Origin of the sequence: Microbacterium shimangi, from assembly GCF_043556445.1 — a bacterium.
In the GTDB taxonomy this organism is placed as follows: domain Bacteria; phylum Actinomycetota; class Actinomycetes; order Actinomycetales; family Microbacteriaceae; genus Microbacterium.
Genome location: NZ_JBIGII010000003.1, coordinates 449,190 through 474,898, shown reverse-complemented (window position 1 = coordinate 474,898; position 25,709 = coordinate 449,190). Strand labels below are relative to the sequence as shown.

The 25,709-nt window shown below is 71.7% G+C and carries 25 protein-coding genes; 8 read left to right on the top strand and 17 right to left on the bottom strand.

Annotation, left to right across the window (positions count from 1 at the left end; all coding sequences use genetic code 11):
- Window positions 1-17 precede the first annotated feature (17 nt).
- The 7 genes from ACFXQA_RS03865 (at window position 18) to ACFXQA_RS03835 (ending at window position 8,898) form a co-directional block, all read left to right on the top strand.
- Window positions 18-1,310, top strand: coding sequence for an ABC transporter substrate-binding protein (locus ACFXQA_RS03865; RefSeq protein ID WP_394518475.1), 1,293 nt, complete (start codon window positions 18-20; stop codon window positions 1,308-1,310).
- 72 nt (window positions 1,311-1,382) lie between these two features.
- Window positions 1,383-2,564: an ADP-ribosylglycohydrolase family protein gene (locus ACFXQA_RS03860; protein ID WP_394518474.1), complete on the top strand. Its 1,182-nt coding sequence runs from the start codon at window positions 1,383-1,385 to the stop codon at window positions 2,562-2,564.
- A complete protein-coding gene (locus tag ACFXQA_RS03855; protein WP_394518473.1) occupies window positions 2,561-3,931 on the top strand; it encodes an ADP-ribosylglycohydrolase family protein in 1,371 nt (456 codons plus the stop codon). Before ACFXQA_RS03860 ends, ACFXQA_RS03855 begins: the two co-directional genes overlap by 4 nt.
- Window positions 3,928-4,893: a PfkB family carbohydrate kinase gene (locus ACFXQA_RS03850; RefSeq protein ID WP_394518472.1), complete on the top strand. Its 966-nt coding sequence runs from the start codon at window positions 3,928-3,930 to the stop codon at window positions 4,891-4,893. Before ACFXQA_RS03855 ends, ACFXQA_RS03850 begins: the two co-directional genes overlap by 4 nt.
- Complete coding sequence (locus tag ACFXQA_RS03845) at window positions 4,890-6,863, top strand: SUMF1/EgtB/PvdO family nonheme iron enzyme (protein WP_394518471.1); 1,974 nt, start codon at window positions 4,890-4,892, stop codon at window positions 6,861-6,863. Before ACFXQA_RS03850 ends, ACFXQA_RS03845 begins: the two co-directional genes overlap by 4 nt.
- Complete coding sequence (locus ACFXQA_RS03840) at window positions 6,860-8,047, top strand: CaiB/BaiF CoA transferase family protein (RefSeq protein ID WP_394518470.1); 1,188 nt, start codon at window positions 6,860-6,862, stop codon at window positions 8,045-8,047. Before ACFXQA_RS03845 ends, ACFXQA_RS03840 begins: the two co-directional genes overlap by 4 nt.
- On the top strand, window positions 8,044-8,898 hold the full coding sequence (locus ACFXQA_RS03835) for an HpcH/HpaI aldolase/citrate lyase family protein (RefSeq protein ID WP_394518469.1): 855 nt from the start codon (window positions 8,044-8,046) through the stop codon (window positions 8,896-8,898). Before ACFXQA_RS03840 ends, ACFXQA_RS03835 begins: the two co-directional genes overlap by 4 nt.
- A gap of 113 nt (window positions 8,899-9,011) precedes the next feature.
- Here ACFXQA_RS03835 and ACFXQA_RS03830 read toward each other — a convergent pair whose 3' ends face one another.
- The 7 genes from ACFXQA_RS03830 to ACFXQA_RS03800 form a co-directional block, all read right to left on the bottom strand.
- Entirely contained in the window at window positions 9,012-10,250 is a 1,239-nt protein-coding gene (locus ACFXQA_RS03830) for an LCP family protein (protein WP_394518468.1), read from the bottom strand.
- Between the two features lie 82 nt (window positions 10,251-10,332).
- Entirely contained in the window at window positions 10,333-11,139 is an 807-nt protein-coding gene (locus ACFXQA_RS03825; protein ID WP_394518467.1) for an energy-coupling factor transporter transmembrane component T, read from the bottom strand.
- Window positions 11,136-12,932 (bottom strand): ABC transporter ATP-binding protein, encoded by a 1,797-nt coding sequence (locus ACFXQA_RS03820; RefSeq protein ID WP_394518466.1) that lies wholly within the window; start codon window positions 12,930-12,932, stop codon window positions 11,136-11,138. Before ACFXQA_RS03820 ends, ACFXQA_RS03825 begins: the two co-directional genes overlap by 4 nt.
- A 41-nt stretch (window positions 12,933-12,973) precedes the next feature.
- The gene (locus ACFXQA_RS03815; RefSeq protein WP_394518465.1) at window positions 12,974-13,528 is read right to left on the bottom strand and encodes an ECF transporter S component; all 555 of its coding nucleotides are present in this window, start codon (window positions 13,526-13,528) and stop codon (window positions 12,974-12,976) included.
- Between the two features lie 47 nt (window positions 13,529-13,575).
- Window positions 13,576-14,238 carry a pentapeptide repeat-containing protein gene (locus ACFXQA_RS03810; RefSeq protein WP_394518464.1) on the bottom strand — a complete coding sequence of 221 codons (663 nt, stop codon included), beginning with the start codon at window positions 14,236-14,238 and terminating at the stop codon, window positions 13,576-13,578.
- A gap of 55 nt (window positions 14,239-14,293) precedes the next feature.
- A complete protein-coding gene (locus ACFXQA_RS03805) occupies window positions 14,294-15,280 on the bottom strand; it encodes a pirin family protein (RefSeq protein ID WP_394518463.1) in 987 nt (328 codons plus the stop codon).
- The gene (locus ACFXQA_RS03800; RefSeq protein ID WP_394518462.1) at window positions 15,277-15,603 is read right to left on the bottom strand and encodes a GNAT family N-acetyltransferase; all 327 of its coding nucleotides are present in this window, start codon (window positions 15,601-15,603) and stop codon (window positions 15,277-15,279) included. Before ACFXQA_RS03800 ends, ACFXQA_RS03805 begins: the two co-directional genes overlap by 4 nt.
- 129 nt (window positions 15,604-15,732) lie before the next feature.
- On the opposite strand from ACFXQA_RS03800, the gene ACFXQA_RS03795 reads away from it, so the two are divergent.
- Window positions 15,733-16,785: an FHA domain-containing protein gene (locus ACFXQA_RS03795; protein WP_394518461.1), complete on the top strand. Its 1,053-nt coding sequence runs from the start codon at window positions 15,733-15,735 to the stop codon at window positions 16,783-16,785.
- 15 nt (window positions 16,786-16,800) lie between these two features.
- On the opposite strand, the gene ACFXQA_RS03790 is transcribed toward ACFXQA_RS03795, so the two are convergent.
- The 10 genes from ACFXQA_RS03790 to ACFXQA_RS03745 form a co-directional block, all read right to left on the bottom strand.
- Window positions 16,801-18,144: a S8 family serine peptidase gene (locus ACFXQA_RS03790; protein ID WP_394518460.1), complete on the bottom strand. Its 1,344-nt coding sequence runs from the start codon at window positions 18,142-18,144 to the stop codon at window positions 16,801-16,803.
- The gene (eccB, locus tag ACFXQA_RS03785) at window positions 18,141-19,463 is read right to left on the bottom strand and encodes a type VII secretion protein EccB (protein WP_394518459.1); all 1,323 of its coding nucleotides are present in this window, start codon (window positions 19,461-19,463) and stop codon (window positions 18,141-18,143) included. The genes ACFXQA_RS03790 and eccB overlap by 4 nt, the downstream gene beginning before the upstream one ends.
- Before the next feature lie 3 nt (window positions 19,464-19,466).
- Window positions 19,467-20,807: a type VII secretion integral membrane protein EccD gene (gene eccD / locus ACFXQA_RS03780; protein WP_394518458.1), complete on the bottom strand. Its 1,341-nt coding sequence runs from the start codon at window positions 20,805-20,807 to the stop codon at window positions 19,467-19,469.
- Window positions 20,808-20,929: 122 nt separating this feature from the next.
- Window positions 20,930-21,223, bottom strand: coding sequence for a WXG100 family type VII secretion target (locus ACFXQA_RS03775; RefSeq protein ID WP_394518457.1), 294 nt, complete (start codon window positions 21,221-21,223; stop codon window positions 20,930-20,932).
- 2 nt (window positions 21,224-21,225) lie between these two features.
- A complete protein-coding gene (locus ACFXQA_RS03770; protein WP_394518456.1) occupies window positions 21,226-21,543 on the bottom strand; it encodes a WXG100 family type VII secretion target in 318 nt (105 codons plus the stop codon).
- A gap of 48 nt (window positions 21,544-21,591) precedes the next feature.
- On the bottom strand, window positions 21,592-22,932 hold the full coding sequence (locus ACFXQA_RS03765; protein ID WP_394518455.1) for a hypothetical protein: 1,341 nt from the start codon (window positions 22,930-22,932) through the stop codon (window positions 21,592-21,594).
- Window positions 22,929-24,269: a S8 family serine peptidase gene (locus tag ACFXQA_RS03760; protein ID WP_394518454.1), complete on the bottom strand. Its 1,341-nt coding sequence runs from the start codon at window positions 24,267-24,269 to the stop codon at window positions 22,929-22,931. Before ACFXQA_RS03760 ends, ACFXQA_RS03765 begins: the two co-directional genes overlap by 4 nt.
- A 35-nt stretch (window positions 24,270-24,304) precedes the next feature.
- Window positions 24,305-24,703 carry a hypothetical protein gene (locus tag ACFXQA_RS03755; RefSeq protein ID WP_394518453.1) on the bottom strand — a complete coding sequence of 133 codons (399 nt, stop codon included), beginning with the start codon at window positions 24,701-24,703 and terminating at the stop codon, window positions 24,305-24,307.
- A 126-nt stretch (window positions 24,704-24,829) separates the two neighbouring features.
- Window positions 24,830-25,108, bottom strand: a complete 279-nt coding sequence (locus tag ACFXQA_RS03750) for a WXG100 family type VII secretion target (RefSeq protein WP_394518452.1) — start codon at window positions 25,106-25,108, stop codon at window positions 24,830-24,832.
- Window positions 25,109-25,150: 42 nt separating this feature from the next.
- Entirely contained in the window at window positions 25,151-25,471 is a 321-nt protein-coding gene (locus ACFXQA_RS03745) for a WXG100 family type VII secretion target (RefSeq protein ID WP_394518451.1), read from the bottom strand.
- Between the last annotated feature and the right edge of the window lie 238 nt (window positions 25,472-25,709).

Sequence of the window (25,709 nt, the reverse complement as noted above, 5' to 3'; positions counted from 1 at the left end):
CAAGAAAGGTCACCACCATGAGAAAAACCCTCAGGCTCAGCGCCGTGGCGTTCGCGGGCATCGCAGCCGTCACCCTCAGTGCCTGCGCGCAAGGCAGCGCCAGCGGCGGCTCCGACAGCGAGGACGGTGCCGTCACGCTGCAGTTCCAGTCGCTGTCGGACCAGCCGGCGACGCAGGCCGCCGTGAAAGAGATCGTCGACACCTGGAATGCCGACAACCCCGACGTGCAGGTCGAGATCGTGCAGGCCGGGTGGGACGGCACCTACGACAAACTCATCACGCAGTTCACCGGTGGCACGGCCCCCGACATCATCCACTACGAGGCATCGTCGATCACCTCGTTCGCGATCGACGGCTACCTCGCCGACCTGACCGATCTCATCGACCCCGCCCTGCGCGATGACATCTCAGAGGGCATCTGGGACTCGGTGACGGTGAACGACCAGATCATCGCCTACCCCTCGACGCTGCAGTCGTACATGGTGTTCGCGAACACCGACCTGCTCGAAGAGGCGGGCGTGGAGATTCCCACCGGCGACTCGATGACGTGGGACCAGCTGCAGGAGATCGCGCGGGCGACCACCGTCGAGGGCCGCTTCGGTCTCGGATGGGGCCTCGCTTCGCCCACCGCCACCATGATGAGCCTCTCGCTCGGTTTCGACGGCGGTTTCTTCGAGGGCGAGGGCGAAGACGCCTCGATCGAGGTGGGCGACGATGAGCTCGCCGTGCCCGAGCGCATCCACGAGATGGCCTTCACCGACCGCTCGCTCGACCCGACCTCGCTCACGCAGTCGGGTTCCGAGGTGCTCGCCTCGTTCTACGGCGAAACCGTGGCGCTCACCGTGCAGGGTTCCTTCCAGGCGACCAACATCGCCGACGACGCACCCGAGGGCTTCAACTGGGCGGTCCTTCCTCCGCTGGAGGGGAGTGCGGGCGCGGTGCAGGCGGCCAACCCGCAGACCTACTCGGTGAACGTCGACTCGGAGCACGTCGAAGAGTCGGCGGAGTTCCTGAACTTCTTCCTGGGTGCCGACAACCTCGCCGAGATCGCTTACGCCGACGCCCTCATCCCGTCGTCGCAGACGGCGCGTGACGGTGTGGCCGAACTCGCCGGCGATGCGGTCGGCTGGGAGCAGATCCTCGCCTCGGGCGACGGCCTCGTCGGGCCGCCGTTCCTCAAGGTCGACGGCTACACGGAGTGGAAGGACACCATCGCCACTCCCGCGTTCCAGCAGTACCTCGCCGACCAGATCTCGGTCGACCAGCTCGGCACGCAGCTGAGCGACGGATGGGCCGACATCGCCGGATAAGCCCGGCAGTGAACCGGGGCGGGCGGGCTGCCCGCCCCGGGTACGACAGCAGACGAACGGATAGGGATTTCGATGGACGCGTTGCAGGATCGGGTCGCGGGCGTGCTCGCCGGCGCCGCAGTGGGAGACGCCCTCGGCGGTGCGACCGAGGGGTGGACCCCCGAGCAGATCGAGGAGCGATACGAGGGACGCGTGACCGGGATCGTGGGCCCGTTCCTCGCCGACTGGCGCACCGCACGACCCATCGCGCCGTACCACAAGGGCGATGGGCACGTCACGGACGACACCCTCATGACGCACGCGCTCGTGCAGGTGTACGACAAGCGGCGCACCCACCTCGACGCCTACAACGTGGCCGGCGACCTCGTTCCCCTCATGATCGGGGAGCGCCGGTGGGTTCCCGAGCTCGAAGACGACGTGCTGATCCTGCAGCGGGTCTTCCTCGCCGAGAAGTGGATCGTCGCCAAGCTCCACTACGGACACGTCGACCCGCGCGAGGCCGGGGTCGGCAACATCATCAACTGCGGCGCCACCATGTACATGCCGCCCGTTGGGCTCGTGAACATTGGCGACCCGCAGGCGGCGTACGCCGAGGCGATCGACATCACGGGCGCCCACCAGGCGTCGTACGGCCGCGAGGCGGCCGGGGTCTTCGCCGCCGCGGTGGCCGTGGCCTCCGCCCCCGGCGCCACCGTCGCCTCGGTGCGCGAAGCCGCCCTCTCGGTGGCGCACGACGGCACCGCGGCCGCCCTCCGCGCGGTGCTCGAGGCGGTCGACGAGTACCTCGCCGACGGCGGGTCCGACGACCCCCGCGCGCTCGGGCGGCTCGTGCGCGCAGCGGTCTCTCCGTTCGACACGGTCGGCGACGCCTATCGCGCCCCGGCGATGGACGCGCGGCTGCCCTCGCGGACGAAGTCGATCGAAGAACTGCCCGTCGCGATCGCCTTCGTCGTCGCTCACGGGGGCGACCTCGCCGCATCCGTTCTCGAAGCGGTGAACTACGGCCGCGACTCCGACTCGATCGCCGTCATGGCCGGCGCGATCTGCGGCGGTCTGGGCGGGCGCAGCGCCGTGCCCGACGAATGGGTGTCGGGGGTGACCGAGGCGAGCCGCCTCGACCTCGACGGGGTGATCGCGACGATGACCGGGGTGGTGCGAGAGGTGGCCGCACGCGACGCCGAACGCGCCCGGGAGCGCAGCAGCGCCCTCGAGGCGGTGCTGTCCGGACGGTGGAGCGAAGGATCCGCCGCATGAGGCTGACCTGGGCTCAACCCGAAGACCTCGTCGCCGCCGAGCTGGTGGCCCTGCGCGAGCAGGGTGTTCCCCACTCGGCCCTGGCCGACGTCGCCCGACGGTGGGAAGCGGCCGGCGGATCGACGATCCTCGCGCCGAGCGGAGCCAGCGCCGTCGCCGCGGCCCCCGAAGTGCGCGCGCTCGGCCGCGACCTGCTCGACGAGCTCGACGCGCTGCGGGTTCCGAGCGCCGACGAGCCCGATGAGTGGCACGCCATCGAGGCGTTGCTGGCGCCGAGTCGACCGGATGCTGCGCGGAACGTCTCGTTCGACCGGGTGCACGGCGCGTGGCTGGGCCGCTCCGCCGGATGCCTGCTCGGCAAGCCGGTCGAGAAGATCCCGCGGTCCGGCATCGAGGAGATCGCCCGCAGCACGGGCAACTGGCCGATCGCCGGATACTTCACCGCGCGCGGCCTGCCCGATGAGATCGCGGCCCGCTGGCCGTGGAACCGGCGTTCGGCGCCGACCTCGCTCGTGGAGAACATCGACGGCATGCCCGAAGACGACGACCTCAACTTTCCGCTCCTGGCGCTCGATCTGCTCGAGGTGCACGGAACGCGGCTGACGACCGATGCCGTCGCCGAATCGTGGTTGGCGGCACTGCCCGCCGGCCGGGTCTTCACCGCCGAGCGCGCGGCGTACCGCAACCTGCTCGACGCGCGGCCGGTGCCCGAGACGGCGACTCATCGAAATCCCTTCCGCGAGTGGATCGGGGCGCTCATCCGCGCCGACGTGCACGGCTGGGCCCACCCCGGCGATCCCCTCGCGGCCGCTGCGTCGGCCTGGGTCGACGCGCGCCTCAGCCATACCCGCAACGGACTGTACGGCGAGATGTGGGCGGCGGCGCTGTGCGCCGAAGCACTCGTCGCCGACTCCGCCGGCGCCGTGCTCGATGCCGCCGACACCGTCGTTCCGCCGGCTTCGCGACTCGCGCGTGCCGTCGCGCTGGGCCGTGATCTCGGCGCCGACCTCGCGGCCGGCAGGCGGGGCAGGAGCGAAGCCCTCGATGTGCTGCACAGCGAGTTCGCCGGCATGCACTGGGTGCACACGCTCAACAACGCGGCCCTCATCGCATGCGCGATCGAAGGAGCCGACGGCGGTTTCGGCGACGGCGTGACCCTCGCCGTCGAGGGCGGGTGGGACACCGACTCGGCGGGTGCGACGGTCGGGTCTGTTCTCGGTGCCCTGCTCGGCGCCGATGGCATCGGATCGGCCTGGACCGAGCCGCTGCGCGACAGCATCGCGACATCGCTCCCCGGCGGGTCCGAGCGATCGATACGCACGTTGGCCGAGCGCACGCACGCGCTCCCCGCGAGGATGAGCGCATGAGCGTCGTGGTGGTCGGAAGTGTCAACCGCGATGTCGTGGCGCGGGTCGCCCGCATCCCCGGCCCCGGAGAGACGGTGCTCGCCTCGAGCCTGTCGCGCACGGGCGGCGGAAAGGGCGCCAACCAGGCCGTGGCCGCCGCACGCGCGGGAGGTGCCGCCGTGGCGTTCGTCGGTGCGGTCGGCGACGACGCCGACGGGGCGGCTCTTCGCGACGGGCTCCTGGCCGACGGCATCGACGTGACGGGACTCGTAGGAGTGCCGGGCGCGACCGGAACCGCGCTCATCTCGGTCGGCGACGACGGCGAGAACGCCATCGTCGTCGTGGCCGGTGCGAACGCCGCGCGCTCAGACCTGACCTCGGTCCAGCGGGAACGGGTCGGTGAGGCCGATGTGCTCGCGACCCAGCTGGAGGTGCCGCTCGCGCTCGTCACCGCCGCCGCGGCCGCCCGCCGAGCCGATGCGTGGCACGTGCTCAACGCCGCGCCGTCGTCACCGCTCGTCGACGCGCTCGTCGACGCCGTCGATGGGCTCCTCGCTGACGTCGACGTGCTGATCGTCAACGAGCACGAACTGCGCGACATCGCTTCCATGTCATCGCTCGAGGCCGCGTCGCTGGACGCCGCGGTCGACGCCGTCGCTGCCCGGGTTCCCGCGCTGATCGTCACCCTCGGCGCCGACGGCTGCCTCGTCGCGACCCCGACCGGTCGTCGACGGATCGCCGCGCACCCCACCCGCGCCGTCGACACCACCGGCGCCGGCGACACGTTCTGCGGAGTGTTCGCCGCGTCTCTCGCCGCCTCTGGCGCGAGCGCCGGCAAGGCCGACATCGAGGTCTTCGCGGCCGCCGCGCGCATCGCGAGCGCCGCCGCGGCCCTCGCCGTCCGGAGCCCCGGCGCGCAGGAGGCGGTGCCCACCGTGGCCGATGTCGCCGGCTTGTTGTCCGAGGCGGGAGCGGCCCGATGAGCGGCGGCTTCGATCCGCTGCAGCCGCGGGAGCTCGACCGCCCGACGGTCGTACCACTCGATGTCGACCTCGCTTCGGGGCCTGCGGCCGAGGTCCTCGACGACGCCAAGATCTTCGCCGCCCCCCTCGACACCGCCGATCTGCCGCGGTGGCGGACCCAGCTCGCCGCGTGGCGCGAGGGGGCACGCCGACGGCACGGCGAGCCCAGCCGGTACGACGACCCCGCGTCATCGTGGGCGAGCCGGTGCTTCACCGTCGCGCAGGTATGGCTGTGGGACGAACTGTTCTTCGACTTCGACGCGCAGCGTTTCACCCCCGCGCGCTTCCTCGCCGACGCGCGCGAGCGTTTCGGCGGTCTCGACGGGGTCGTGCTCTGGCACGCCTATCCGGTCATCGGCGTCGACGACCGCAACCAGTGGGACTTCTACCGCGTGCCCGGCCTCGAGCGGGCCGCGGCCGAGCTGCGTGCGGCGGGCGTCGCGGTGTTCCTCGACTACAACCCCTGGGACACCGGTACCCGCCGCGGCGCCGACGATGCGACCGAGCTCGCCGCGACCGTGCGACGGCTCGGCGCCGACGGAGTGTTCCTCGACACCCTGAAGAAGGCGGAGCCGCAGCTCATCGCCGCGCTCGACGACGCCCGGCCGGGCATCGGCCTCGAGGGCGAGTCGAAGCTCGCCACAGCGCGCATCGCCGATCACACCCTCTCGTGGGCGCAGTGGTTCGCCGACTCCGAGGTGCCCGGCGTGCTGCGGGCGCACTGGTTCGAGCGCCGCCACATGCAGCACCACATCCGCCGTTGGCACCGCGATCATTCGGGCGAGCTGCGATCGGCCTGGCTCAACGGGGTCGGTGTGATGGTGTGGGAGGTCGTCTTCGGGGCGTGGGTCGGCTGGAACGACCGCGACGCGGCGACTTTGCGACGGATGCTGCCGGTGCAGCGCACGATGCACCGCTGGCTCGTCGAAGGGGACTGGACCCCACTGGCCGTCGTCGAGGGAACGGTCACCGGCTCGGAATTCGCGCTCGACGGCGTCACCCTGACCGTGCTCGCGAACTCGGGCGACACCGACGCGGTGCACCGTTCGGCTGTTCGAGGGCCGGGGCGCTGGGTCGCGCTGCACGAGCCCGACGCGCGCCTGTCGAGCGACCGGCCGCTCGTCACCGTCCCCGCGCGGGGCATTGCGGCCCTCCTCCGGCTCGACGAGGGCGCGACGGTTCCCGCCGGTCTCGACGACCTCCTCGCCGAGCTCGCCGTGCAGCCGCATCGCCCCGATGCCTCGTTCCCGCACCGTCGTGCCCGTCGCCTGACCGCCCGGGTGTGGGCGGGCCCGGTGTGGGCGGGCCCGGTGGACGACGCGTCGCGCTCGACCGTCATCGTTCCGGCGGGTGAGCACGTGCTGACCGTGCGCTTCCGCGCACGGGAGACCGGAATGTACGAGGGCGGGCCCTACGTCGACGAGTGGAAGCCGCTTCCTCCTCGCCTCCACGACCAGCGGACCCTCGAACGCGTGGTCGACCTCGCCGTGCCGGTGCGGGTCGCCACGACCGAGGTGACCGAGGCCGATTTCGCCCGCTTCGTCACGGCGGTCGGCGCGAGCGCAGCATCCGCGGCGCCCTCACCCGACAGACCCGCCACCGGTGTCACGTTCGCAGAGGCTCGTGCCTACGCGGCATGGGTCGGGGGGCGCCTGCCGTCGGAAGACGAGTGGCAGCTCGCCGCCGCCCAGCCGTCGTTCTCGCGACTCGCGCCCGAAGTGTGGAACTGGACCGAATCCGAGCACAGCGACGGACGAACCCGTTTCGTGATGCTGAAGGGCGGCAGTGCGCACCGCTCCGAGGGGTCGGACTGGTACTTCGACGGCGGCCTGCAGCATCCGGACGTCTCGGCGAAGTACCTCCTCCCCGGGCTCGGCGTCGACGCGTCGCCCTCGATCGGGTTCCGCGTGTGCTGGGACGGTGCGGCATGACCCCGCTCGACGGCCTGCGCGTCATCGACGTGTCGACGCTGTTCGCGGGACCCATGGCGGCGATGCACCTCGGCGACATGGGGGCCGAGGTCATCAAGGTGGAGCACCCGACCCGCCCCGACCCCTCGCGCGGCCACGGTCCGAGCAAGGACGGGCACAACCTCTGGTGGAAGACCCTGGGCCGCAACAAGCGCGCCGTCACGATCGACCTCCACACCGACGGGGGCCGCGAGGCGTTCCTGCGGCTCGCCGCGACCGCCGACGTGGTCATCGAGAACTTCCGCCCGGGCACGCTCGAGCGGTGGGGGCTCGGCTACGACGAACTGTCGAAGGCGAATCCGGGACTCGTCCTGGCCAGGGTCACCGGCTTCGGGCAGATCGGTCCGTATCGGTCGCGACCCGGGTTCGGCACCCTCGCCGAAGCGATGAGCGGCTTCGCGTCGTCGACGGGAGAGCCGGGTGGGCCGCCGACCCTGCCCCCGTTCGGCCTCGCCGACGGGGTCGCCTCGCTGGCGACGGCCTACGCGATCATGGTCGCCCTCCACGCGCGGGGGCCTTCCGGTCGGGGGCAAGAGGTCGACGTCGCGATCATCGAGCCCATCCTCGCGATGCTCGGACCCCAGATCACGCGGTGGGACCAGCTCGGCACGGTGCAGCCCCGCACGGGAAACCGCTCGAGCAACAACGCGCCCCGCAACGCCTATCGCACGGCCGACGGCTCGTGGGTCGCCGTGTCGACCAGCGCCCAGTCGATCGCCGAGCGGGTCATGCGTCTGGTCGGACGCGCCGAGCTCGTCGACGAGCCGTGGTTCGCGTCGGGGGCGGAGCGCGCCGCCCACGCCGACGTGCTCGACGAAGCCGTCGGCGACTGGATCGCCCGCCACGACCGCGCCGAGGTCCTCGCCGCGTTCGAGCGGGCCGAGGCCGCGGTCGCGCCGATCTACGACGCGAGCGACATCGTGGCCGACCCGCAGTTCGCCGCGATCGGTACCATCCGGCGCATCGACGATCCCGACCTCGGCGAGATCGCGATGCAGGGCCCCCTGTTCCGGCTGTCGCGCGACGAATCGACGGTAGCGTTCACGGGGCGCGGGCACGGCGTCGACACCGACGAGGTGCTGAGCGAACTGGGCTACTCGGACGAGCAGATCGCCGCGCTCCGCGCAGAGGGGACCATCGCATGACCGCTCGCACGACGATGACGGCGCTGTATGTTCCCGGCGACCGCCCCGACCGGGTCGCCAAGGCGCTCCGTATCGGGGCCGACGGCGTCATCGTCGACCTCGAAGACGCCGTCGCCCCCGGCAGCAAAGAGGCGGCGCGCGAAGCTCTGGCCACCCTGACCGACGAGCTCGCCGCCGCGACACGCGATGGCGCGCACGTGGTGGTGCAGGTGCGGATCAACGCGCGAGGGTCGCTCTGGCACGACGCCGACGTCGCGGCTCTCGCCGAACTTCCGCGCGGCATCGGGGTGCGCCTGCCCAAGACGCAGTCGGTCGACGACGTCGCGGCGCTCCGCACCGCCCTGCCCGGACGCGACGTGCACGCCCTGCTCGAGACCGCACTCGCCGTGGAGCGCGCGTTCGACATCGCCTCGTCGGGGGTCGCATCGATCTCGACCGGCGAAGCCGACCTCCGCGCCGCGCTCGCCGTGCCCGCCGGCGAAGAGGGCGAAGAGGGGTTGCGCTGGTCGCGCAGCCGCATCGTCAATGCCGCCGCCGCCGCAGGTCTGCCGGCGCCGCTGCTCAGCGTGTACGCCGACGTGAACGACCTCGAGGGCCTCGAGCGCAGCAGCAGGGAAGGCCTGCGGCTCGGGTTCGCGGGCCGCACCGCGATCCACCCGCGTCAGCTCGAGGTGATCCGTCGGGTCTTCACTCCGACCGCCGCGCAGGTCGAGCGTGCCGAGCAGATCGTCCGCCGCGTGAGTTCGGCCGCGGCAGACGGTTCGGGCACCGTCGTGCTCGACGACGGCACCTTTCTCGACATCGCCATGGTGCGCGCCGCAGAGCGCGTGATCGCCGCCGCCGGCAGCTGACTCGTGACGGGCCTCGAAAGCACGGCTTCAGCCCGAGCGCACGGATTACGCGCGTGCTCTCCCCGTGTTCTCGGTCGCTTCCGATGTTCTCGCGGTCGGAGGAGTCGCGAGGGCTACCGCGAGAGGTTGCCCGACGAGCAGGTCTCTTGCGCGGCGGTCGAGCCGGTGATGCTGGGCGGCAGCGTCGCGGCATCCGTCGGGGTGGTCGCGGTCGGATCCGGCGTCGCCTCGGGTGCTTCAGGTGCGGCGGTCTCTTCGGGGGTGACCTCGACGACGCCCCCGTTCGCGCCGACCGCGCCGGTGAGCTCGAGCGGCTTGTTCTCGTCGAGCGCCGTCCACAGCTGCTCCGCGGCGGTGTAGTTCGGCTGCACGCGGTTCGCGTCGGACGCGGCCTGCACCGAGGGGTACTGCACGAACACGATGTCTTCGAACGGCACGTCGCGCACCGCGAGGGCGATCTGCACGAGCGTCAGCGGGTTGGTGAGGGTGTCGGTCGGGGTGACGCTCCGGAGCGTCGACGAGGCCAGTCGGTACAGCGTCGCGGGGTTCGTCAGCACTTCTTCGCTCACGAGCTTGCGCGCCAGGCGCGACATGTACTGCTGCTGATTGCTGATGCGGGCGAGGTCGCTGCCCCCGACGCCGTAGCGGGTGCGCAAGAACTGCAGAGCGTCGATGCCCTGGATCGTCCTGTTCCCGGCCGGCCAATCGATTCCCGTGTTCGAGTCGCGCATGCCCTTGTCGAGGCAGATCTCGACCCCGCCGATCGCGTCGGTGATCTCGATCACGCCGCCGAAGGTGACGGTTGCGGCGAATTGCACGTCGACACCGCTGAGACCCTCGATAGAGTCGATCACGCAGTTCAGGCCGCCGAGTTCGAAGGTCTCATTGATCTGGATGCTGCCGCCCGCCCACTCGGTGCCGTTGGTGCGGGTGCAGCCCGGGGCGGTGAAGATCAGGTCGCGCGGGAACGACACCACGGTCACGCGCCGCGGGTTGTCGGAGATGTGCAGAAGCATGTTGACGTCGTTCAGCTGGGTCTCGGCGTCGGGCCCGTTGCACCGGGCGCCGAAGAGGTCGCGGTACTTCTCTTCGCACTGGTCGATGCCGGTGACGAGCAGGTTCACCCCGCCCTCGATCTCGCCGATGTCGGGCGGCACGGGTACCTGCTGATCGGTGACCACGGCGTCTTCGGTGAAGGTCGAGGCCAGGTCGTAGGTGGAGTACGCGACGGCGCCTGCGCCGGCCACGAGCACGACGGCGACGGCGACGGCGACGAGCGTGAAGAGCTGACGCACGATGCTGGGCGCGCCCAGGCGGGCGTGTCGCGCTACGGTCTTGCGGCGTCTGGCCATCGGTGCCCCCGTCGATTTCCTCCGAGTCTAAGCACGGTGTGTGCAGAGCCCCGGCATTCGCGCAGCGCGCTCAGCCGCCCGCTCATCCGCCGGCGGTGAACCAGAACAGGGCGGCGGATGCTGCCCAGAACCCCCCGACGAACACTGCGTCGCGCGGGCGGAACGGCACGAGGTGACGCTCGGTGCGTGTGGCGTGCGCACCGAAGGCGCGCGCATCCATCGCGAGCGCCACCCGCTCCGCATGCCGGATCGCCCCCGCGAGAAGCGGCACCACGTAACCGCTCCACCGTGCGACGAGGGCGATCGGCCCGCGCCCGCCGTGGGCACCGCGCACCCGGTGCGCCTGGCGGATGATCTCGAGCTCGTGGCCGAACCGGGGGACGAACCGGAACGCGGCGAGCGCGGTGTACCCCACCCGGTAGGGCACGCGCAGGTGCTGCACGAGCGCGCGCACGAGATCGGGCCCGGTGGTGGTGAGCCCGCCGATGAGCGCGAGCGCGACGATCGCCCCCAGTCGCAGCGCCGTGGCGAAACCGGTCGCGAGCGCGCCGCCGTAGAGCGTCCAGCCGCCCAGTTGCAGCACGGCGACGGTCTGATCGACGCGCGACGCGTCGGTCCAGACCGAGAAGCCGAGCCCGACCGTGAGCACCGAGAGGGGGATCACGAGAGCGAGCAGCACCAGCATCCGCCCGCTCGAGGGGGCACCGATCACGACGACGACATACGTGAGCAGCAGGAACGCGAGCGGGGCCGCCGCATCGCGGGTGAACACGAGCCCGATCATCGCCGGGAGCGGAGCAGCGATCTTCGCGAGAGGGTTGAGGCCGGGAAGAAACCGCGCTCCCCGAGCGTGGACGGCCTCGGCGTACGGGTCGATCACGGTGCTCACGCGGGGGTACCGGGCAGGTCGGCAAGGCGTGAGACGCCGGCCAGCGACGGATGCCGCGTCAGACCCCGCAGCGCTCGCCGCAGCGGCGGCGGACGCAGCCCCGCTCGCTCGATGAGCGCGTCGTCGGCGAACACGGTGGCGGTCGATGCGGCGGCGATGATGCGGCCGTCGGCGACGACGATCGTCCGCTCGGCGTGATCGGTCACGAGCTGCATGTCGTGGGTCACGACAACGATCGTCGTGCCCTGCCCGTGCAGGTCGCCCAGCAGCGAGAGCAGTTCGTCGGCGCGCGCGCGATCCTGTCCGAAGGTCGGCTCGTCGAGGACGAGCGTGCGGGCTCCGCCGATCAGCGCCGTGCCGACCGAGAGACGTCGTTTCTGTCCGCCCGACAAGAGAAAGGGGTGCGACCGGGCGTGGCCCGCGAGGCCGAACCGCGCGAGCATGTCGTCGACCCGCCGTCGCACCTCGGCCTCGGGAAGACGTCGACGCCGGAGTCCGTGCGCCAGCTCGTCGAAGACCGTGTGGGCGACGAACTGGTGCTCGGGGTTCTGGAAGACGAACCCGACCGTGGCGGCCAGCGTTCGTGCGTCGGTGCGGTGCACGTCGCGCCCGTCGACGGTCACCGTGCCGCGCGGCGGCCGGACGACCCCGGCCAGCGCCTGCACGAGGGTCGTCTTGCCCGCACCGTTCGCTCCGATGATCGCGACGAATTCTCCCGGGGCGATGTCGAGGTCGACCTCGCGCAGCACCTCGGTGCCCCCGCGCATGAGCGTGAGCCCACGCACGCGAATGAGGGGAACGGATGCTGCGCGGGGCCCTTCGACACGCTCAGGGACCGGCTCGCGCTCGGGGCCCGAGGGGCCGGACCCGGGGCGCGACGGGCCGGACTCAGGGGCCGAGAGGCCGGTGGCTGAGCCTGTCGAAGCGTCCTGCCGGGGCGGCGAGGGCTCGAGCGCCGCACGGAGCTCGTCGGGGGTCAGCGGCAGCGGGTCGAGCTCGTAGCCGGCCCGCCGCAGGCGCATCGCGGCGAGGGTCGATGTCGGCAGCCAGACGCCGAGCGCGAGCAGCTCCGCCGCCCGGCCGCGCAGCACATCGTCGACGGCACCGGAGGCGACTAGGCGCCCGGCGGCGTCGAGCACCACGACCCGGTCGACGAGGGCGATGGCCGCGTCGAGGTTGTGCTCGACCAGCACGATGGCCCGGTCGCCGACGGCGACGACCTCCGCGAGGGCGGCATAGACCTCGTCGATGCCCCGCGGGTCGAGGTTCGCCGTCGGTTCGTCGAGCACGAGCAGCGGCGATTCCATCGCGAGCGCGCAGGCGATGGCGAGGCGCTGGCGCCCACCGCCCGAGAGGCGGTCGGGATTCTCGGCGCGACGGTGCCACAGCCCGACGCGGTGCAACGCCGCTTCGGCCCGAGCGAGCACCTCGTCGGCCGGAACGCGCAGGTTCTCCGGCCCGAACGCGACTTCGTCGAGCACCGTCCCCGTCACCAGCTGTGCGTCGGGATCCTGGAACACCATGGCCACGCGCGTGCTGAGCCGGGCGACGGGAGTGGTCGCCGCATCCAGATCACCGACCGAGACGGAGCCCACGAGGGTCGCCGCCACCGACTGCGGAATGAGGCCGTTCAGCGCGAGGGCGAGCGTCGACTTGCCCGAACCGCTCGGCCCGAGCAGCAGCACGACCTCGCCGGGTGCGACGTCGAACGAGACGTCGGCGGGGGTCGCCACGTCGGACTCGTCGTGGGTGATCCCGACCCCGCGCACGCGCAGAAGCGGGGCGGGCGTCATCCATCCAACTTAGCCGACCCTAACTCGGTGGCAGGTCGTCGTCAGCGGTGACCGGGAACCCGACCGACGCCGGTGCGACGAAGCGCGCCGCCGACGGCGAGGGCGACCGCGGTCCATACGACGGGGCCGAGCACCGCGAGCACGAGGTAGGTGGCGCCCGCCCAGGGAGCGAGCGACGAGAGGTGCGCGATGAAGCCCACCGCCACCGCGATGATCGCGCCGATCACGAGAGCCGAGATGAAGAAGCGCCACGACCGCCACACGCGATAGCGGGTGAGAGCGGCCACCCCTTCTTGCACGCCGCCGAAGAGCACCGCGGTGCCGAGGAACGACAGGGCGAACTGCGGCGCGACGGCGCTCGAGACCAGAGCGGCGAGCACGTGGGTGATGAGGGCCACCAACGGCAGGCGCAGCAGCTCTTGCGAGATGATGCCGGGGATCACGTGCACGCCGAGCACGAACCCGTAGACGATCGGCAGACCCGCGATCACGACCGGGGTGACCCAGCCCGCGACACCGCCGACGAGGCCCGTGGCGACGCCAATCGCCGCGCACACCAGCAGGACGCGCGTGGAGAGTCGGGATGCTGCCGCCACCGTTCCAGCGTATCGCCCGGCCCCGACGCCCGGCCGGGCTCGGCGGCTCAATCGACGACGTTGATTCCGAGCCGCTCGGCGAACAGTTCGGCGAGGAGCGCCACCTGGGAGGAGTCGAGCGTCGCCCCCTTGAGACCCTCCAGTCCGACGAGCTGCTGCAGCGCGAGACCGCGCAGGTCGACGTGGGCGAGGGTGGAACCGGTTACATCCAGGCTGCCCACCCGCGAGTCTCGGAACGCCACGCGTGTGGCGCGGGCGCGACCGAGGTCGAGCTCGTCGATCGAGCAGTCGGTGAACAGCACGTCGCGGAGCTCGGCCCCGCGGAGGTTGACGTACCCGAGCTTGCATCCCACGACGTGCACCGACTGCCAGCCGGCGTCGTACAGTTCGACCGACCCGAGACGCGACCCGCTGAGGCGCACGTCACGGAAGTGCGAGCGCGAGGCGCGGAAGACCGGGGCCGTCAGCCTGTCGATGGTCGTCTCGACGAAGCGCGCCGCTCGCAGGTCGGCGTCGTCGGCCGTGACGTCGGTCAGCGCGCACTCGCTGAACGACACCTCGACCAGGTCGCGGTCGTCGAGGTCGATGCCGGTGAACCGGCGGGCATCGAAGCTGCGGTCGTCGTCGAAATCCGCCAACTCCCCGTCCACCAGGTCGGGGAGGACGATGGGGTCGATCCGGGGCGCGACGAGAGCGGTGCGGCGTGTCATGTGTTCCTGCCGGGTCTTACGAAAACGGGGGCGGCGCCGTCAGATGCCGCGCGTCTCAATCGCGCCGGCGACGCGGGGTGAGGCGCACGCCCGGGAGCGGGGGAGCGGGGATCCGCTCGTCGCCGTGCCCGACGACCGGGCCGAAGCGCGGGGCACCCGATTCCCACGCTTCGCGCGCATCGGCGATCTCGTCGTGGCTGCGCCCGACGAAGTTCCACCACATCACGATCTCGGCCTCGAACGGCTGGCCGCCCAGCAGGAACAGGGTGGCGCCGCTCGCGCTCGAGATCTGCACGTGATCGCGTGACGTGCCGAGGTACAGCAGGTGACGGGTGTCGATGGCGATGGATGCTTCGGTGTCGGCGATGACGGATGCTTCGCCGAAGCATCCGATCACCGCATGCTCCCACTCGGGTCGGAGGGGGATGCGCACGGTGGCACCGGCGGGAATCCGCACTTCTGCGCCGACGATCGGGGTGTACACGCTGGCGGGAGAAGTGACGTCGGCGAGCTCGCCCATCACGACGGTCGCTTCTGCGCCCCCATCGAGCGCGACCGCGGGCAGCTCGGTGTGCTGCTCGAACGCCGGTGCACCGTGCCGCCGCGACTCGGGGAGTGCGACCCAGAGCTGCAGGGCGTCGAGGGGCACGGGCCCCTCGCCGATCGAGTACTCGGAGTGGGCGATTCCGGCGCCGCTGGTCATGAGGTTGAGTGCGCCCCGGCGCACGACCACGTCGCTGCCGACCGCGTCGCGATGGCGCACGTCGCCGACGAACGGCCACGTCACCGTCTGCAGGCCGATGTGCGGGTGGGGCTCCACCCGCATCCGCGCCTCCTGGGGGCCGAATCGATCGAGGAAGCACCACGCGCCGACCATGGGCAGGGCGCGCTGCGGCAGGCTCCGGTGCACCGACATCGCGCGCACCCCGCCGAGCGGAACCTCCCGCGCCTCGAGCAGGAGGGCGCGGGGGCCGTCGCAGGCGACTGGGCCCTCGGTCGCCGGGGACTGCCCGTGAACCGCGTCGGTGTCGAGCCGGGTCACGACGGCTGTTCTGCGGGGGCGTCGTCGTCTGCGGGCCAGTCGACGATCAGGCCCGTCACCTCGTTTCCCCGCAGGTAGTGCGCGATGAACGGGCATCGCGGCACCACGGTCTCGCCCCGGGTCGCGAGGTCGGCGAGAGCCTCGCCGGCCAGGATCGATCCGAGGCCGCGACCTTTGAACTGCGGATCGATCTCGGTGTGGGTCATGAGCACTCGACCGCTGCGGGAGGTCACGAACGCCGCGAACCCGCCGACGGTGTCGCCGACGTGGATCTCGTAGCGCGAGGTCTCGTCGTTGCGGGTGACGCGGGTCTCGTCGGTCATGCGGGTTCCTTCCGTCGGCGGTGGTTCCAACGTATGCGGGGCGCGGCGTGTTCCGCCAGGTCGGGGTCGCGCCGCGAACGCGGTACCGTCGAGGAGCGCACTCGACTACCCCGGTGGAGAGGACCCCCCGTGACGGATACACCGACCATCCTCGCGGTGGCCGCCTTCGCCTCGCTCGGACTCTTCCTCGCGCTGGCGGCGTGGCACGTCTGGTACGCGCTCGGCCTCGCCCGCGTGCTGCAGGCGCACGGCGCCGAAGCGTGGCGGGCATGGGTGCCCCTGCTGAACGACGCCGAGGTGCTGCGGCTGGGCCGCGTCGACCCGGTGAAGGTGTCGTTGCTCCTGGTGCCGTTCGTCTGCGTCTACGCGGTCGTGCTGCGCGCCCTCGCCGCCCATCGCATCAACGTGGGCGTCGGACGCGGTGCGGGCGCCACGACGCTCGCCGTGCTGCTGCCCCCGGTGTGGGCGATGGTGATCGCGGGCGACGAGCCCGTCGCCGCGGCGAGCCCCGATGACGACGACGCCGACGAGACGCCCGAGCTCGCCGCATCCGGTGTCGTCGCGGTCGGCGCCCTCCCGCCCGCGTTCACCCCACCGCCCGCCGCCGCGTGGGCCCCGGCGGCTCCGCCCGTACTCGCTCCGCCGGCAGCCGTGGTGCCGCCCGCGACGACAGCCACACCGCTCGCACCCGCCGCCGCGCCCGTGGCCGCCGCCCCGGTCGTCGCCGCGCCGCCGGTCGCCGCGCCGCCCGTCGCGGCGCCCCCCGTCACGGTCGTACCGGATGCCGGCCCGTATCGTCGGCGGTCGCTCGAGGCGCCGCTGGACGATGAGACGTCGATCGCGAGCGGACCACGGGCCTGGCAGCTGGTCGTGCCCTCCGGAGAGGTTCTGCCCATCACCGCCCGCACCGTTGTCCTCGGCCGGAACCCCCAGTCCCGCCGCGGCGAGGCCCAGTACGTCACGGTGACGGACGACACCCGGACCGTGTCGAAAGAGCACGCCCAGCTGCAGTGGGCAGGTGGCGCCTGGTCGATCAGCGACCTGGGGTCGGTCAACGGTATTTCGCTCGTCGACGGCTCCGGGGCCGAGCAGCCGGTGAGCGCCGCATCGCCGGTGCCCGTGAGCGGGGACTTCTTCCTCGGCGCTGCGCGATTCTCGCTCCGCCGCGCCGACGATCAGTAGCGCTGCCGTCGTCGCTCAGAGCGGCGGGGAATCGCCGTACAGGCCGCCGCCCCGGGTGGATGCCGTCGTCGCCTGAGACGCGCGCTCACTGCGGCGCCGAGTGACGAGCACGCTGAGGGCGCCGACGGCACCGAGCACGACCAGCGCGCCCAGGCCGGTGATCATCGCGATCCGGATCGCTGCGGCATCGGCCCCCGGGTCGTCCACGACCGCGATGGGGGCGACCGCGGCATCGCCGGCGGCGGGCGGGGGAGCGTCGAGGAACGGGCTCGTGGGGCCTCGGATGCCGCTGCCGGGCGTCAGGGTGAGCGCGTCGTAGGGCTGGACGATGCCCCATCCCGTCTCGTCGTCGCGCGCGTCGGGGTCGGGGCGCACGGCGGTCGCCTGCAGGCGGTACGCCCACTGCGCGGGGGTCTCGCCCGGATAGGCAGCGGCCACGAGGGCCGCGGCGGCCGAGACGTAACCGGCCGCGTAACTCGTCGCCGGGACGTCGGCGGCATAGGCGCAATCGCCGCCCGCCGCCGACGAAGTGACGATCTGCTCCCCGGGGGCGGCGAGAGCCACGTGGGGTCCGTGGATGCTCGCGTCGGTGGGGCTGCCGGAGAGATCGGATGCGGCGACGCCGAGCGCGCCCGCGTACCCGGCCGGGTAGCGTGCCCCGTCGCCGTCGTTCTCCTCCACCGCGAGCGTGGAGTCGCGGTTGCCGGAGCTGCCGATGACGAGGCTGCCGCGCTCGGTGGCGTAGGACACCGCGTCGGCGAGGGCCTGGTCGGGGGTGGCCGTGCTCATCGACACGTTGATGATCTGCGCGCCCAGGTCGGTGGCGGCGCGGATGCCCTCGGCGATACGTACGGTCGAGGGTCCGAATCCCGCTTCGACCTGCTCGTCGTCGACGCCGGCGAAGACGCGCACCGGGAGGATGCGGGCATCGGGGGCGAGACCGACGACACCCGAACCGTCGATGCGTCGAGCGGCGATCTGACCGGCGATCGCCGTCCCGTGGCCGTAGAGGTCGGCCGAGCCCGTCGCGTCGGTGCCGTCGGGAACGAGGTTGATCCCGCCGGTCACCGCCGCCGAGAGGTGGGGATTGCTCGTCGAGACGCCGGAATCGACGACGGCGACGGTGACACCTGCTCCACGGGTCACCGACCATGCGGCCTCGGTCTGCAGAGAGTCGAGTGCGGGTGGAGCCTGCTCGATCCGCGTGGCGGCGGTGCACTGCTCCGACACGGCGCTGCGGACCGGGCTCACGCTCGTCGGGGCGGCGAGCGCGGCAGGGGTGGCCGAGAACGCCAGGACGATCCCCAGCATCCCCGCCGTCGCTCCCGGGTGCAGCCGGGCGCGGTGCACGCCGGTCATTCAGCCTCGGCGACGGGAGGCAGACCCGCCGCGGCCTCGCTCAGTGCCGGCCCCGTCGAGAGCAGCGCGGTCCATCCGTCGCTCACCGAACCCACGTCGGCGGATGTGTAGCCCAACCGGAGCACGGTCTCGTCGGTGGCGCCGGGGAGGGGGTAGGCGCGACCCGTCGCGTCGACGAGCGTGACGATCCCGGTGCTCTGGGCGCCGCTTCCGCCGGCGCGGACGAGTGCGCCGCTTCCGGGTTCGATGTGCACGCCCGTCTCGACCCGGAGCTCGGCCTCCTGCGTGGCGAGGGCGGTGACGGCCTGACCTTCGCCGGCGACGAGAGTGGCGCACGCGCGCTGGTCGCCCGCGATCGATTGGAAGCCGTCGGCGGGCCAATCGGCTCCTCCGGCCGGTCGCGGCGCCGTTCCGAGCGCCGCGATCTGCGCGTTCGTGACCTCGACCGTCTCGCCGCTGCCGCTGTTCAAGAGCGACAGTTGCCACGCGAGCGGGGGGAGCGCCGCGAGATCGCCGTCGGCTTGCACCAGGAGGCGCTCTGTATCGGGGGTGCCCGTGACGTGCACGACCGTTCCCACCGGCAGATCGGTGCCGGCGATCGACGTACCGGCACCCTCGACGGCGAGGGGGGCGAGCGGCGTGCCGGGGGTGAACAGGTTCAGCCACTCCGCCGGCACCCTCACCGGGTCGAGCGAGGTGATGCCGGCGGCGCGCAGGACGGCGTCGCTGTTGTCGGCGACGGCGAAGCTGCTGTCGCCGTCGATGACATAGAGGTTGCCGTCCGATTCGACCACGACGGCGCGCTCGTCGGCGGGTGCGGGCGTCGCCGCTCCGATCCGCACGTCGAGGCCGCCGTCGTCGGCGACGCACGCGCTCCAGCCCACGTTGCTCAGGCGGTCGGGGGCGGGCAGTTCGTCGGGTGCGCCGACGATGCCGAGGGTGTCGCCGATACGCGTGCCCTCGAGATTCTGCTGGTCTGTCGAGAGCACGCTGAAGTCGGAGGAGGGCAGCAGGAGTCGCGCGCTCGCCGTATTGATCACGGGGTGCAGCACGCCGTCGACCGTGACGAACCGAGCGCCGGTGTCAGAGACGAGGATCAGCTTGCCGTTCTCCCACCCGCTCGGCAGTCCCGGTCGGATGAACCCGTAGAAGACACCCACGAGGACGACCAGCACCGTGAGTGCGATCGCCGCGATGACCGCCCGCATGGGCGACGTGGGCTCGAGCTCCTTGCCTCCGGGCGCACCGCTGACGAACGCGGTGAGCAGGCGTCGGCGCGAGAAGTTCTGCGCCTCGATGAGGTCGCCTTTGGTGGCCATCCCTTACGCCAGTCCGGCGGCGATGACGCCGAGCGGCAGGAGCGACGCGAGCACGAGGAGCTCGATCGTGTCGGAGAACCGCGTCAGCCGCAGACGGGCACGCGGAGACAGGAGCGTGAGGGTCACCACGCACACGGTCGCGACGGTGAGGAGGACCAGCAGGACGAGCCGCAGATCGGGCTGGGTGAGCGAGATCGTGAGGCCCGCGACACCGAGTCCGATCGTGCCGACGGCCATCACCGTGATCACACCGGCCCGCGCGTAGGTCTGGCGGGAGGGGAACATCATGCCGACGAACGCGAGGGTGCACAGCAGAGCGCCGGCGGCTCCTTCGGCGGCGACCAGCGGCGTCGCGGCCAGCACCACGGCGCCGAGGGCAACTCGGAGGGCGATGAGGATGCGGCGGCCCTGGGCGCTCCGCCGCGCGACCTCGGCCGCGTCGATCGGAACGGGTTCGGCGAACACCTCGGCGTCGCTCTGGGGTGAGATGACCTTGATCCGGGTCGAGCTCAGGACCAGCCACGGCAGAGCTCCCCCGAGTGTCGCCGTGATACCGATCATGAGGGCGTAAGGGGTGGGCTCGGCGCCCGGCAGGAGTGCGGCGATCGCTCCGGTGATCCCGATGATGCCGCCGGCGACGAGCGGGGTGAGCTGAATCTCCGACCGGTCGGGCATCAGCGCGAGCGCCGCGCCCCCGGCGATCAGAGCGCCCCCGCCGGCGGCCGCGAGGGGCCACCCCCACAGGTCGAAGGTGGCGGGAACCGCGAGGTAGCCGGCGAGGCCCGCGAAGACGGCTGCGGCGACACCGAGGCCTTGTCCCGCCTCGAGCTGGCCCAGGCGCGCCACCACCGCGGCGACGACGAGCAGCGCGACGGCCCCGCCCCCGGCCATGAGCGTGCCGATGCCGAGTGACGGCCCCGCCGCGAGCAGCAGCACCGCGCACACTCCGAGCAGCGTCAGACTGACCGCGAGCGCGGTGCGGGCGTTGTCTTTCGTCGTCCAGGGTCGGTTCTGCTCATTCGTCGCGTCGATGACGGCTTCGACGATGTCGTCGTAGACGCGCGGCTGAGCGACGAGACCGCCGCGGGCGAGCGTCAAGACTTCGCCGTCTTCCACTCCCTGCACCGCGGCGCCCTGTGAGGCGTCGAGAACGGTGCCGTCGGCCTTCTGCAGGGCGTAGCCCGCATACGTCATGGTGGGGTCGAGAACCCCGAGGCTGCGGGCGAAACCGGGCATGAATTCGACGAGGGGCACCTGAGCGGGCACACCGATGTCGAGCCTGCGACCCTCGCTCTGCACCGAGATGCGCAGCAGTGCCCGCTGCGCGTTCATCGTCTGACTCACTTGCTCCCCGTCTCCCCAAGGCTGCGAGCGCGCCCGGCGTTACGTCCGCGGTCAGCTTAGCGGCGCACGTCACCCGTCACCGGCGGGCCCGACGCGAGTGCGTCGTCCCGTCCCGCGATGTCCTATCCGCCCGAGAACAGCTTCGCCGACCGGCGGTCGGCGGTGACGTAGTCGTCGGCGATCTGGTCGGTCGCACCGGCGATCCGGGCCAGCACCGCGTTCATCTGGTCCAGCGCGAACGTCCACTGGGCGTGGGCGTTGTCGTAGGCGACGCGGGCAGCGCCGTCCCAGTTTCCCCGCAGCCGGTTGGCCTCCTGCTCGAGGCCGCGCAGTGCGTTCTCGATCCGGGAACTCTCCGACCGAAGCCGGTCAGCAGCGGCGTGCAGCGCCGTGGGTGTGACTCGCAGGTCGCTCATGGTCACTCTCCCCCGAGGAGGGCGTTGAGCCCGCCGATGGTCGTGCGGTGGTCATCTTCACTGGCGGCCTGCGCGGTCGCGGTCGTCCGCAGCGCGTCTTCGAGTCGCACGAGCACGGAGTTCAGCTTGTCGGCTCCCGCGGTCCACTCGGTGACGAGTGCCGAATAGGACTGCGCGGCATCGCCCGACCAGTGGGCGGCCAGCTCCTCGAGCTCGGAACGCACGCGGTGCGTGCTCTCGTGGATGTTCAGATGCGTGCCCGAGACGGCTTCCGCGCCGCGCGCGAGAGCCCCCTCGGTGGCGGAGATGCGATCACTCATGGGTGCTCCTGGTGTGCGTGAGGTGTGACACGTGCGTGGTTGAGTTCATCACTCGCGGCCGCCGGCGCCCGCGTTCTCGGACCGGGGACCGAGATCTTCGTCGTCTTCGAGGTGCGGGGCGATGGGCCCGCCGAGGCCGCGGCCCTTGTCCTGGCCGTCCTTCTTGCCCGATCGCCCGCCTGCTGCGCCCGCCTGGCCGCCGCCACCGCCCATCACTCCGCCGCGCCCACCCGCTGCGCCTGCGGACTGCGCGCCGCCGGTCCCGCCGACGCCGCCGGTTCCGCCGCTCTTGCCCAGCAGCCCGCCCGAGAGGCCGGTGCGCGAGTTCGGCGAGGCGCCGCCGCTGCCGAGCTTTCCGCTGCCGGTTCCGCCCAGCCCGTTGGCGCGCACTCCCGCGCCGCCGGTCCGGCCCGAGCGCGCCAGAGCCGCCGCGCCACCCGCACCGGCAGCGAGGCCGACGCCGAGGCCGCCGCCCGAGACTCCGCCGCCGCCTCCGAGGCCGCCGCTGCCGCCCGAGCCGCCTCCGGGGCCGGTGCCGGGAAGGGTCGAGATCCCGTCTCCGACCGGTCCGTCGGGGGTCACGTAGTCCGTTCCCGGCCCGTCCGGAATCGGATCGAGATCGAGGATCGGACCACCGGGGCCGTCCGGCCCGCCGTCGGGCCCACCGTCGGGCCCGCCATCAGTCGGGCCTTCGGGAACAAGGCCGACCTCGATCTCAGGGTCGCCGCCGTTGTCCGTCGGCTTCACGTTGAAGTCGGGGTACTGCTCGAAGCTCGGTGGGCGTCCGCCCGTTCCGCCTGTGCCGCCGGTTCCGCCGCTGTCACCCGTTCCGCCGGGGATGGGGTCATCGAACACCTTGTCCCCGCTCGTGGGAGGGAAGTGCGGCGGCTCGGGAACCTGGATGTCGTCGAGGTTGACGCTGACGGTTCTCACGGCGTGCTGAGCGTCTTCTTCGCGTTGCGCCCCGAGGTGCGAGTTCAGCGCGTTGATCGCCCCTTCGCCGGCGAGGATCGACAGCGGTCCGAGCACGATCGTCGTGCCGGCAGCGGCGCCGCGCACCATCGCCTCCTGCGCCGGGCTGAGATTGCCGCCCGAGAGCTGCGCGAGGAATCCCTGCGCACGAGCCCGCTCGGCGTTGGCCGTCGCAACGCGTGCCCGCAGATCCTCCTCGAGGTATTCGATGAGGGCGGTGATGCGCTTGCTCGCGCCGCTGAACGTGTCGGTCGCACTCAGGCCCGACCGGCCGGTGAGGCCCGGTTCGCTCGCGACCTTCTCGAAGACGTAACGGAGCTGAGCGAGCCTCTCGATCAGCTCATCGCGGCTCGGAAGGTCCCACTCCCGCCCGCCTTCGGCAAGATTAATCAGTCGTTCTTCCCACGGACCGGTCATGAGGGGCCTCCCTGAAGGTTCTTCTTCTTGCGGGCGTTCGTCATCACGACGACGAGGATGATGCCGCCCGCGACGATGAGGGCGACGACGATGAGGATGATCGGGAGCAACGCCGGAAAAGCCGCGTCGCCGACGTCGGGCTCGGCGGCCGCGTCGTCGCCGTACTCGGCGAAGCTGTCGCTCGGCGTCGCATCCGCGGTCGGTGTTTCGGCGAACGGAAGCGCGAAATCGCGCGCGGCGGCGGCTGCGACCTGCTCGTCGCTCGGCGCACCGCTGCTCTTGTCCATCAGCGGATTCACGTCGGGGTACTGGGTGGGATCGACCGCGAGCATGTGCGTGAGCCAGGCGGCGCCGTAGCCGTATCCGCCCGTTTCGTCTCGCTCCAGCGGGTGGTCATCGACCCCGGTGTTGTGGATCAGCGTCTGGATGAGCTGGTTGCCGGTCGCCTCGGGGTAGCGCTGCGCCACCACCGCCAGCATCCCGGCGACGAGGGGAGACGCGAACGACGACCCGGTCCCGGTCAGCGACGTGTCCCACGTCGCCGAGTTCCAGTCGCCCACCGCTGGCAGCTCCGACCCGGCCGCGACGACCGTCGTGTCGGCGAGCGCCTGGGGAGATCCGTCGTCGCGCACCTGCAGAGCACCGGCGCTGTCGACCGCGCTGGCGGCGACGACGCCGTTGTACCCCTCGGGATACCCCGAGGGTGATGCCGTGGAGGGGTTGGGGGTCGCGACGACGACGATCACGCCTTTCGCCACGGCGTTCGCGACGGCTTCGGCGTCACCGGCCGACCACTGGCTGGTCGTGCTGGTGGTGACGATGCGGGCCCCGTCGTCGACGGCGCGCTGCAGACCCCAGCCGAAGGTCGTGAGGTCGTCGGGATACTGGGCCGGAAAACAGCCGGCGTCCGACGCGGGTCCGTTCGCATAGAACGAAACGGCGGCGCCCGGCGCGATGCCGCGCACTTCACCCGTACCGGTGCCGTTGCCGTTGATGTAGGCGACGACCGTCGTGTCGTGGACGATCGATCGGGTCGGCTCGGTCGAGACGGCCGCCCCGCCGTCGGCGCAGACCACCTCGTCGGCGACGGTCAGGTTCTGGCCGGCGAAGACGGGGAGGTCGGCGTTGATCTGCGCGCCGAGGGAGGCGACCTCGACGCCGTCTCCCGTCAGACCTTGCGCGTGCACCGCGCCGATGTCGTAGGTGTCGTACCACCAGCCGCCCGAGGCGGCGAAAGCAGACGGGCCCGACGCGGCCGACACCGAGACGAGGGCGAACGCCAGCACGGCGGCGCCCGCGCGCGAGCGCACCCGCGACCTCGTGCCCGTGGCGTTCATCCGCTCGTTCGTCATCGACCGTGTCCGCGGGGTCGTCAGCGTGAGCCGAAAGCGTTGCGCGTCTGCGACTCGACGTCCGAGCCGGACGGCTTCTGCGGGGCCGACCCGGTGGGCGAGGTCGCCATGTCGTCGATCATCGCCGTGGCCTGATCCGCGGCGTCGGCCGACATGCGGTCGGTGTCGCGCAGGGCCTGGACCGCATGCGCGAGGGCGTCGGCGTTGAGCGCCACGAAGGCGCGGAGGTTCTCGATGGAGGCGCCGAGCGTGCCCGATGCATCTTCGAGGCGGGTCGTGAAGAACTCGGCAGCGGGCTCGGTGCGATTGCCGTGCACCCGCGAGATCACCGTCGTCGACGGAAGCTCCGCGGCGGTCTGGTGCAGATTGCTCGCGTTGTGAACGGCGACGTCGCCGTCGAGATTGATGACCTCACCCATAAGAGATCCCCCTGCCCCTCATTGAAAGTCTCAGAAAGCTTTGTCCCGAGCGCGTCGGCCCGCGGACGGTCGTGCGGGCCGGGGGCGGATGCGAGCATCCGGCCACCGGCCCGCAGCGACGGTGTGTCAGACGAAGCGTCCGGCGGCCGTCTTGTCGGTCGCGACGTAACCCTGCGCGATTTCTTCGGTCTTGCCGGCGATCTGCTGAAGCAGCTCGTTCAGGCGCGCAAGCGACTGGTTCCACTGCAGCTGGGCCTGGTCGTAAGCGGCCTGCGCTTCGCCATCCCATGCCGAGCGGAGCTTGCCGACCTCGGACTCGAGTTCTTCGATGCGGGTGCGGATGCCGGCGGAGCCGGTGCGGATCTGCCCGGCGAGCGCGAGTACCTGCTCGGGGCGTACAGACATTGACTGCATGACGGTATCTCTTTCTCTAGGTCGTCGAACGGCTCAGGAGCCGAGGATCGAGCCGAGGTTGCCGATGGTCTGCTGGTGCGAATCCTCGGACGCAGCCTGGTCGCTCTCGGTGCCGCGCAGTGAGTCTTCGAGGGTCACGAGAACCTGGTTGAGCTTCGTGGTCTCGTCGTTCCAGCGCTGCATCAGCTGGGTGTACCCGCCGGCGGCGGCACCCGTCCAGAAGCCGGAGACCTGTTCGATCTCGCCCCGGACCTTGCGAACCTGCTGATCGATACCGGCCTTGGCCGTGTTTACCGCCTCGGCGCCCCGACGGAGGGCGCCTTCTTCGGCGGAAATGACATCTGCCACGTTCATCCCCTTTTCTGATTCGCCCGTAGAACGGGCGGTTCGGTCCAGCGTTGGATCGGGGACGAACGCCCCCGCGCACACGGCCATGTTATGGACCGAGCGCACTCATAGAGAAACGTAGGGTGGTGCAGCCATCGCTTCAAGCGGGGGTGCCGGTCTTGACATGAGAATCTTTTCATGTGCTGCTTCTCGGATGCGGCGACCGGGGACGTTGTGACCGATGCCGAGTGGCCGTGGCCGATAC

Coding starts and splice junctions, on each gene's coding strand:
- ACFXQA_RS03775 (WP_394518457.1), bottom strand. CDS start 21,223: ATGAGCGACCTGCGAGTCACACCCACGGCGCTGCACGCCGCTGCTGAC.
- eccB (WP_394518459.1), bottom strand. CDS start 19,463: ATGGCCACCAAAGGCGACCTCATCGAGGCGCAGAACTTCTCGCGCCGA.
- ACFXQA_RS03790 (WP_394518460.1), bottom strand. CDS start 18,144: ATGACCGGCGTGCACCGCGCCCGGCTGCACCCGGGAGCGACGGCGGGG.
- ACFXQA_RS03840 (WP_394518470.1), top strand. CDS start 6,860: ATGACCCCGCTCGACGGCCTGCGCGTCATCGACGTGTCGACGCTGTTC.
- ACFXQA_RS03745 (WP_394518451.1), bottom strand. CDS start 25,471: ATGAACGTGGCAGATGTCATTTCCGCCGAAGAAGGCGCCCTCCGTCGG.
- ACFXQA_RS03750 (WP_394518452.1), bottom strand. CDS start 25,108: ATGTCTGTACGCCCCGAGCAGGTACTCGCGCTCGCCGGGCAGATCCGC.
- ACFXQA_RS03850 (WP_394518472.1), top strand. CDS start 3,928: ATGAGCGTCGTGGTGGTCGGAAGTGTCAACCGCGATGTCGTGGCGCGG.
- ACFXQA_RS03770 (WP_394518456.1), bottom strand. CDS start 21,543: ATGAGTGATCGCATCTCCGCCACCGAGGGGGCTCTCGCGCGCGGCGCG.
- ACFXQA_RS03810 (WP_394518464.1), bottom strand. CDS start 14,238: ATGACACGCCGCACCGCTCTCGTCGCGCCCCGGATCGACCCCATCGTC.
- ACFXQA_RS03860 (WP_394518474.1), top strand. CDS start 1,383: ATGGACGCGTTGCAGGATCGGGTCGCGGGCGTGCTCGCCGGCGCCGCA.
- ACFXQA_RS03755 (WP_394518453.1), bottom strand. CDS start 24,703: ATGGGTGAGGTCATCAATCTCGACGGCGACGTCGCCGTTCACAACGCG.
- ACFXQA_RS03855 (WP_394518473.1), top strand. CDS start 2,561: ATGAGGCTGACCTGGGCTCAACCCGAAGACCTCGTCGCCGCCGAGCTG.
- ACFXQA_RS03835 (WP_394518469.1), top strand. CDS start 8,044: ATGACCGCTCGCACGACGATGACGGCGCTGTATGTTCCCGGCGACCGC.
- ACFXQA_RS03800 (WP_394518462.1), bottom strand. CDS start 15,603: ATGACCGACGAGACCCGCGTCACCCGCAACGACGAGACCTCGCGCTAC.
- ACFXQA_RS03820 (WP_394518466.1), bottom strand. CDS start 12,932: ATGACGCCCGCCCCGCTTCTGCGCGTGCGCGGGGTCGGGATCACCCAC.
- ACFXQA_RS03830 (WP_394518468.1), bottom strand. CDS start 10,250: ATGGCCAGACGCCGCAAGACCGTAGCGCGACACGCCCGCCTGGGCGCG.
- ACFXQA_RS03760 (WP_394518454.1), bottom strand. CDS start 24,269: ATGAACGCCACGGGCACGAGGTCGCGGGTGCGCTCGCGCGCGGGCGCC.
- ACFXQA_RS03765 (WP_394518455.1), bottom strand. CDS start 22,932: ATGACCGGTCCGTGGGAAGAACGACTGATTAATCTTGCCGAAGGCGGG.
- ACFXQA_RS03865 (WP_394518475.1), top strand. CDS start 18: ATGAGAAAAACCCTCAGGCTCAGCGCCGTGGCGTTCGCGGGCATCGCA.
- ACFXQA_RS03845 (WP_394518471.1), top strand. CDS start 4,890: ATGAGCGGCGGCTTCGATCCGCTGCAGCCGCGGGAGCTCGACCGCCCG.